The 6,881-nt window shown below is 34.8% G+C and carries 8 protein-coding genes and 1 pseudogene; 3 read left to right on the plus strand and 6 right to left on the minus strand.

All coding sequences use genetic code 11. The features are described from left to right. Positions 1–146: 146 nt before the first annotated feature. Complete coding sequence (locus tag FTV30_RS15220) at positions 147–416, plus strand: mobilization protein (protein WP_071852039.1); 270 nt, start codon at positions 147–149, stop codon at positions 414–416. 60 nt (positions 417–476) lie between these two features. Further along, positions 477–761 (plus strand): hypothetical protein, encoded by a 285-nt coding sequence (locus tag FTV30_RS15225; RefSeq protein ID WP_071852033.1) that lies wholly within the window; start codon positions 477–479, stop codon positions 759–761. Positions 762–859: 98 nt separating this feature from the next. On the opposite strand, the gene FTV30_RS15230 is transcribed toward FTV30_RS15225, so the two are convergent. From FTV30_RS15230 to FTV30_RS15240, 3 genes are all read right to left on the minus strand, one after another. Next, positions 860–1,291 (minus strand): type II toxin-antitoxin system YafO family toxin, encoded by a 432-nt coding sequence (locus FTV30_RS15230; RefSeq protein ID WP_071852031.1) that lies wholly within the window; start codon positions 1,289–1,291, stop codon positions 860–862. A 172-nt stretch (positions 1,292–1,463) separates the two neighbouring features. Further along, a complete protein-coding gene (locus tag FTV30_RS15235; RefSeq protein ID WP_032024836.1) occupies positions 1,464–1,691 on the minus strand; it encodes a hypothetical protein in 228 nt (75 codons plus the stop codon). A 459-nt stretch (positions 1,692–2,150) separates the two neighbouring features. Beyond that, positions 2,151–2,996, minus strand: a complete 846-nt coding sequence (locus FTV30_RS15240) for an abortive infection family protein (RefSeq protein ID WP_071852029.1) — start codon at positions 2,994–2,996, stop codon at positions 2,151–2,153. A gap of 663 nt (positions 2,997–3,659) precedes the next feature. Between FTV30_RS15240 and FTV30_RS15245 the strand changes: the two genes are divergently transcribed. Next, entirely contained in the window at positions 3,660–3,863 is a 204-nt protein-coding gene (locus FTV30_RS15245; protein ID WP_057979931.1) for a hypothetical protein, read from the plus strand. 257 nt (positions 3,864–4,120) lie between these two features. On the opposite strand, the gene FTV30_RS15250 is transcribed toward FTV30_RS15245, so the two are convergent. The 3 genes and pseudogenes from FTV30_RS15250 to FTV30_RS15260 form a co-directional block, all read right to left on the minus strand. Beyond that, on the minus strand, positions 4,121–4,672 hold the full coding sequence (locus FTV30_RS15250) for a plasmid replication DNA-binding protein (protein ID WP_223182242.1): 552 nt from the start codon (positions 4,670–4,672) through the stop codon (positions 4,121–4,123). Positions 4,673–4,732: 60 nt separating this feature from the next. Further along, positions 4,733–5,656, minus strand: a complete 924-nt coding sequence (gene repM / locus FTV30_RS15255) for a replication initiation protein RepM (RefSeq protein ID WP_004811812.1) — start codon at positions 5,654–5,656, stop codon at positions 4,733–4,735. Positions 5,657–6,231: 575 nt separating this feature from the next. Continuing rightward, a pseudogene (locus FTV30_RS15260) lies at positions 6,232–6,881 on the minus strand (nickase); the annotation flags it as partial.

The raw sequence follows: 6,881 nt of genomic DNA on the forward strand, positions 1-6,881 counted from the left end.
ATTGGGGAGACCCCAATCGGACTTGCAAACGAAGTTTGCATAAGTGCGCTCTTCGAGGAAAACATTACTATACATATAGCACCTTGAATGCATATTCAAGTGCGCTTATGTTAGGGATGGTTTCCCAAGATGATGGTATTTAATTAATGAGCGTTACTGAAACACTAGACAGCAAAATCAAGGCACAGGAAGAAAAGCTAAAGCAGTTAAAGGCTCAAAGACAAGCAGCACTGGCAAGAGAACGTGCTAAAGAGAAAGAACAGGCTCGAAAGGATGATACTAGACGTAAGATTTTAATTGGATCCTGTATGCTGAAAATTACTGAAGAAGATGAACAGGCACGGGCTAAATTGATCGCTCAGATGGACCGATATTTGACGGATGAAAGAGATCGAAATTTATTTGGACTAAAGTAATAAGTTGCTAATTAAAAGAGAAATTTGTATCCTAATTTTTAATACTGGGAGGGAAGCTATATGAAAATAAATTTTATCATTTGGCATGTAATTATGGCTGTAATAGTTGCCCTCCTCGGATACGCATTTTTTGAAATTGCTGAGATTATAGTTTTTAGATCAGCCAATATTTTTCTTCCTGAAAATGTATCTCAATGGATTGCTATAGCTGCTGGAGTAACATGCAATATCGTTGGTTATAAAAAGATTTTTAAACGACAGTTAGAAAAGGTTTGCAGAGAAAATTTTCTAGCTTATAGAATCAATTTCTATACTTTTTTATCAAGATTTAAAGAAAATTGCTGATTCCATTTTAAGTTTCGCATAAGAGTTTTTATGTTAAGTGAATAGAAAAAGTAGGTACATGTGTACCTACCTTAAGAATAGAAATGATCGTAATTTTATCAAGCAGCTAAAATATCTAGGATTCTACTTCTTGGTAAAACATACTCTCCATTATCTTGCTCTTGAAAAAAGTCATTAGCGGCACGAATCAATGTATTGATGTAATCACAATCATCGTGCTTTTCATGCGCTGGGGGAGCAAAAAAAGCTAATAACAAAACTGTTCCCTCTGAACCTAATGTATAAACCATACATAAGTCACTTGTCCCTCGGCGTCCTATAAACCTACGAGGAAAATTATTTTTATCCCATTCTTCGATAGCTTCATCTGTCATAGCTTCTGCATCAAAGATATGAACATGCGCTAGTCCATGTGCTTCCATCACATGCCTTGGATAATCATTGGGAACATCTTTCCCAAATGACTCATGGAATCGTTTAGAAAACGCTCCACTATTAAACATATAATCTTCAAAATCTTTAGCCATCATAGTAAGGATATGCCGATCTTCATCGGTTTTAGCCCCAGCATAATAACAATCTAAAATTTGAAAATTTTTTGGTAAAAAATTAGGAATACACCACCTCCTGTAGAACTCGAATGAACTCAACAGTATAAGGTGTATTTAAGATTTAGAAATATTTTTTTAAAAAAAATAGAGCCTATGCTTCTGATGTATTTGGATATTTCATCATGTAAGCATTTCGAGTATTCATAGAAATTCTTTCGGCTTTCTCTTTTGTTAAGCCATAAGATTTTCTAGCTACTTTTTTAACTACTTTTTTAGATTGAGATATAGACACTATATTTTCTGTTCTCATGAACTCACTATAACCATTTATATAATTTCTATACTCAAACCCAGATAGATTATGAATACGAAGATACATTTGGCAGAATCCTTAAATGGATGTTTTTTGATAAATCATTGTTTTTTAATAAAAAAACAATAATTTGTTTTACGGTTGGTCCGCGATTATAAAGCAACCGAATTGATTAAGATAGTTCCTATATTACTCTTGATAGATAAATCTAGTGTAAAAAATTGATACTTGATGGTCATTAGAAGAAGTTTTTTTTATTAATAAGTTATTAATTTTCATTAGTTTACCCTTTTAAATTAATTAGAAATAATATTTTTAATATAGGTATAGCATAAAAATAAGAAAAATAAATACTTATCTAATTTTTATTAGATAAAAATTCGTATGCTTAATACAAACTATAAGCAGTTGTACTGTTAGGTGCCATATGAAACTAAAAAATTAGGCTCTCTCGTTTCTACGATACTGGGAGTAGTTCAAAAGCCCATCATTTATTGGGCTTTTTCTATAAAAACTAAGGGTAAATTATTTCTTTTTAAGATTCCCATTTTCTATCTGATAGCTCATTGTATCAAATAAGAAGTCTGCAAGTGTTTTCGCTGAATTCACTGCTAGCTTTGCATGGTGTCTACTTGGTTTATACGTTACACCATGTGCATCAGACATTTTATTTCTCATAGTCGCAAGGCCATTAATTATATTGGATAACCCTGACAAAACTTGTTTAATTGAGTCTGAAATATCTTGTCTACTTGGATCTAGATTTAATAACTTTCTTACTCGATTAAAAATCTTAACTAGGTCTCCATCATTTCCTTTAGCATTAGGATCTAATTCAGCTTCAATTTTCACACATACTGCTTCAATTAAGCTGCGTGCATTAGTTATGGCCCCTGAGTAATCTTCGGCCTCAATTTTAGCCTTACATTTTTGGATTTGTTCTTCTATAAGAAGTTCATTAAGTTCTTCAGATTTTTCAAATCGCTTCTCAATTTCAATAATAGTTCCAGCTAACTCTCGTACTTTATAAAAATTTCCATCTCTAACTACTTCATAGCCGTCATAATTTAAAATCTCATTAACTTGAGCAGCGCAGATTTCTACTGAATGCCCCTTAGACGTAAGATCAATCCAAAGCCTAGGGTCAAGCATTTCTCGAATGGCATCTTTTAGTTTCGGCTTACCATTCAGTTCAGAAACTTTTCCTTTCGCATAAATGGCACGGCTTGGAAAACCTTGCCCATACGTTTCTCTAAACCCCATTTTATTGAAGAACTCTACAAGATCGACACCACGTCTATATGGCCAGCCTTCGAGATCTCCAGCTATATATTCACCAAGACGTTGAGTAGAAAAGTCAGATAATTTCATTGGCTTAATTCAGTAAATCTAAAATTCATATATTACTAATTATCAATAAATTTTAGACAATAAAAAACCCCAGCATCCTGCCGGGGTTTCTCATATTGGGTTGCTAGGTATGACTCCTGTCTTACCTCACGCTCCTGGTGCGATCTTTCTTATTCTTGTTGTTTGGAACATCCTGTTCTCTATGACTTCATCATAGGAAAATTCACCTATCCTGGACAGCCGCAAAGGGCCGAGTTTTATGTGAGCCAAAGCGTACAAAATAGCCTAAATTTTATCCACAAAAAATGTGGATAATTTTGAACATTCACGCATTGATAAAATTTAAAAAATCGCAAAATCGACTACTTTTTAAACAAAATTATTGGCAAGAACTATCAAAACCGCCTAAAAAAAAGCCGACTTGTTTCCAAGTCGGCTTTTTGCGGTTTTTGTGATGAGGGTGAATTTTTTAAGTTATTGATTTTTAAATTAATATACAAGTGTACTTCGTATAACCGCCATTATGTTAAGTGAACAATAATTTCGTCGAATATTCAGGCTCTCAATTCTGCAAAACTTGCAGAATCTTGTCTAATTTGTAATCCTTGCGGCCAAGGGTGTCTAGCTAAGCTAAGGCAGGTGTTTGTTGTAGTCGGGCCGCTATAACGGATGACGAGTGCCTGTATGTTTAACCTAAATATCTTTAATAGGATCTCTAGCGAAGTATTGACCATCAAAAATGATCTAGAGCTGAATTCTGAGAATCAACTGATAACTAAATATAAGACTTCTACTTCTGAAGATTATAAAAAAGCAATTATTTTGATTTTTAAAGAACGTGGCTATACCAGGTTAGAAATAGGTCAGTTACTTGAAGGCCAACTGTAAAGACTTCCTAAAATTAACATAATACACCTTATACGAAATGCGTTATAATTCCACTTAGAAATCAATGCTGTAGTTTCTAGTTGATAGCCCGAACATCCCTGTTCGGGCTTTTTTTATCTTTTTTAGTGTTCCACGCTTAATAAATAAGCAATGTTCCACGATTTTATTCAGTTTCAATAAACATCATCCGGTTTTTTGAGGAGTCATTATTTCATTGCTGGCAATGAAATTGGCTCATCAAAAAAGTGGAGTGCTGGCTAACCATAAGGAAGGAAGAAACGGCTCAGGAAGCCCCTTTTTTTAGGTTCAGGCTCAATATGTTCAGGGATAGGGATCCGTTTGTTCTCAGGAGTAGTCAATCCGTCATAGTTTGATTCATCCTGTGACCGAGGATCTGTTGCTATATTCGAATTAGTAGATTCATTTAGCTGATTAATATTTTCTTGTTTTGGCTGTTCTAAGGTGCCTTTAAACTCAATTCTGTGAGTAAGATCTTCAATATGTTGCATCAAAGACTTTTCTCTTTGATTTGCTAAATCTAACTGATTTTTGAGTAAAGAAATCTGATCTTTTAATACATTTTCAACTTCAGATTGAACGTGTACCTGTACATCCTTCTGAACTTGTTCAGTGCGTGTACTGGACTGAACACTGATTGGATTGCCATAAACTCTAATAAGTTCCGATAAGTCTATAAGACCATCATGATCTCTTGATAATTCACCATTTTTTAAAGCCTCATATATTGTTGTACGTGATTTTTTAAAGGCTTTACTTGCGTCCATGACGCTGAATTTTGTTGTGTTCAATGTAATCCCTCAGTGCGTGTACAAGGATGTTCGTGTGAACATCCAATCTGAACATGAAGTTTATTTTGTATTAAAGCCTACTTTCTTTAGATAGGGGAGTAGTTCTTCAAATTTTTGTGGATCTCGTAGCATTTCAGAAATTCGAACTGCAAATTGTGAGTAGCTTTCAGTACCTTGAGAATATTTATTCATATCTGGAAGCTCAGATAATTTACTGGCAAAAAGATGACACTGTGCATCGGTAAATTTTGAGAAAATCTCAAGAGCAGTTTGCTCTTTAGTATGAGCTATAACGACTTTTTTCAGTTTAAAGGTGAATGAAAAACCAGAAATATTACGTCCCTTTTTATGTTGCTGACATTGGACGTTAATATCCGTATGTTCATTAATTTGAGCAATAGCTAAATTTAATACTCGATCTTTAAAATTTCCCATTCTTGTATATTCATCATCAAGAACGCCTATTTTTTGTCTGAACTCTGCAAGTTCAATAATAGGAGTTTGACCCGTACTGCGCCAAGCAATTAATAATTCATATAATCGCACAGCATAAGCGCTGCTGAGATTACTAATCTGTTGTAACTCATATTTAGTAAATTGTTCTTCTAAACGTGTAATAAGTGGCACGATTGCAGGGGCAAATATTAACTTTACTGTAGCTTCATCGTCGATATATCTAATTTCGCTGACCCAACGACTTAAAACATTCTCTACATTTCCTCTTTTATTAATTTCTTGATAGCTAAATTGACGTACAAATAGATCTTTACAGGCATCTTTTAACGCTTGGTAAGCTGTTTGTCTTGCAACATTAAATTGATTTACATAACTCTCAGCATGGACTTCTAAAGGGTCATTTGCATTGATTCCCCGACCACTATCTCTTGCTTCGACGATAGCTAATAAGATCAAACGTTGTTCTACTAAGTCTAAGTTATAACTCGCATTAATTAATGCATTGTCTTTAACTACTAAGTCCCGCATTCTATTTATCTACATTATTACTTATGAATATAAATCTATAATAATAAATATGTAGATTAATGCAAGGTAAACGTAGTTAAATCTACAAAAAAAATAATGTAGATTATTGGTAGGTAAACGTAGTCATATTGGTAGGTAAACGTAGTCATATTGGTAGGTAAACGTAGTCATATTGGTAGGTAAACGTAGTCATATAAGCTCTAGAAGCCTTTATTTACAAAGACTTGAGCCTCTCTAAAAGCATTTAAAAGCTTAAAAATAATTAAAAGCCCAGGGAGTAAAAAATTGCCCTTGGTTTTCGCTTCGCTCAAACTCTATTGAATCTCGCTTTCGCTCGATTCGTTGGGGCAATTTTTGGTTAATATTTTCGTGACTTTTAGAAAAAGCAAAAGCAACTCGGAATTCGCTTCGCTCATGAACTTTTTTTCTCGCTACGCTCGATTTAAGAATCAAATTTGGAAAGTTCGCACCCATGCGGGATGCTCTGGTATGCAGGTGATTGATGGATAGGGAGCTTGTAATCAGGGAAAGGAAAGGGCAAATTTTCTCAGTTCGCTCGTAGACACTCGCTCTGTTTAGCGACTCATGCCACGAGATTTCATTCTAGGTGCATGTTGCTGTGCTTTGAGTTGTTGTTCTTGTCTGAGTTTCAGCTGTTGTTCTGCTTTGATCTCATTCACACATTTTTTAATGACTTGATAGGTTGAGTATAGAGTCTGGTATTGCTTGGCTTTGGCCGGATGTTGTTGTTGGTACTGCTTCCAGGCATGTTCTTTGAACTTTTCATTTTCCAATAAATCCTTCACACCATTTTTTTTCTGGTATTCATGTCTGCCTTTCAGTTGCTTGTGCTCTTGATAGAGTGCATTACGTTGTGCCTCCCAAGCTTTTTTTCCAAACAGCAATGGTTTGTTCTGGCCTAATTCGTTGTGTTGATCCACCAGGCTTTGCAATTTGTCATGACTTTGTTTCAGTCTGTTTTTCACGATGTCTTGGGCGAGCTGCTGACTAAACTCATTTTTATGCTTTTGCATCTTGCCCAAGGTGTTTTCTGCCTTTTTAAAAACATCCTGCATAAATTCTAGGTCTAGATTCGCCTCTTTTGCGCTGATTTCGCGTTTTAGCACTTTGCCAAGGGTTTCCCTCTGTTTTTCCTCAAACAGGGCTTTTTCGTCAATTGGTGGCGTTTTAGCGCTATTTTTGATTTGGATCTGCTGTTCTGTTT

Origin of the sequence: Acinetobacter sp. YH12255, from assembly GCF_013417355.1 — a bacterium.
In the GTDB taxonomy this organism is placed as follows: domain Bacteria; phylum Pseudomonadota; class Gammaproteobacteria; order Pseudomonadales; family Moraxellaceae; genus Acinetobacter; species Acinetobacter pseudolwoffii.

Excerpts from the sequence above, each read along its gene's own strand:
- FTV30_RS15235 (WP_032024836.1), bottom strand. The coding sequence starts at position 1,691 with ATGTATCTTCGTATTCATAATCTATCTGGGTTTGAGTATAGAAATTAT.
- FTV30_RS15220 (WP_071852039.1), top strand. The coding sequence starts at position 147 with ATGAGCGTTACTGAAACACTAGACAGCAAAATCAAGGCACAGGAAGAA.
- FTV30_RS15225 (WP_071852033.1), top strand. The coding sequence starts at position 477 with ATGAAAATAAATTTTATCATTTGGCATGTAATTATGGCTGTAATAGTT.
- FTV30_RS15245 (WP_057979931.1), top strand. The coding sequence starts at position 3,660 with ATGTTTAACCTAAATATCTTTAATAGGATCTCTAGCGAAGTATTGACC.
- repM (WP_004811812.1), bottom strand. The coding sequence starts at position 5,656 with ATGCGGGACTTAGTAGTTAAAGACAATGCATTAATTAATGCGAGTTAT.
- FTV30_RS15240 (WP_071852029.1), bottom strand. The coding sequence starts at position 2,996 with ATGAAATTATCTGACTTTTCTACTCAACGTCTTGGTGAATATATAGCT.
- FTV30_RS15230 (WP_071852031.1), bottom strand. The coding sequence starts at position 1,291 with ATGATGGCTAAAGATTTTGAAGATTATATGTTTAATAGTGGAGCGTTT.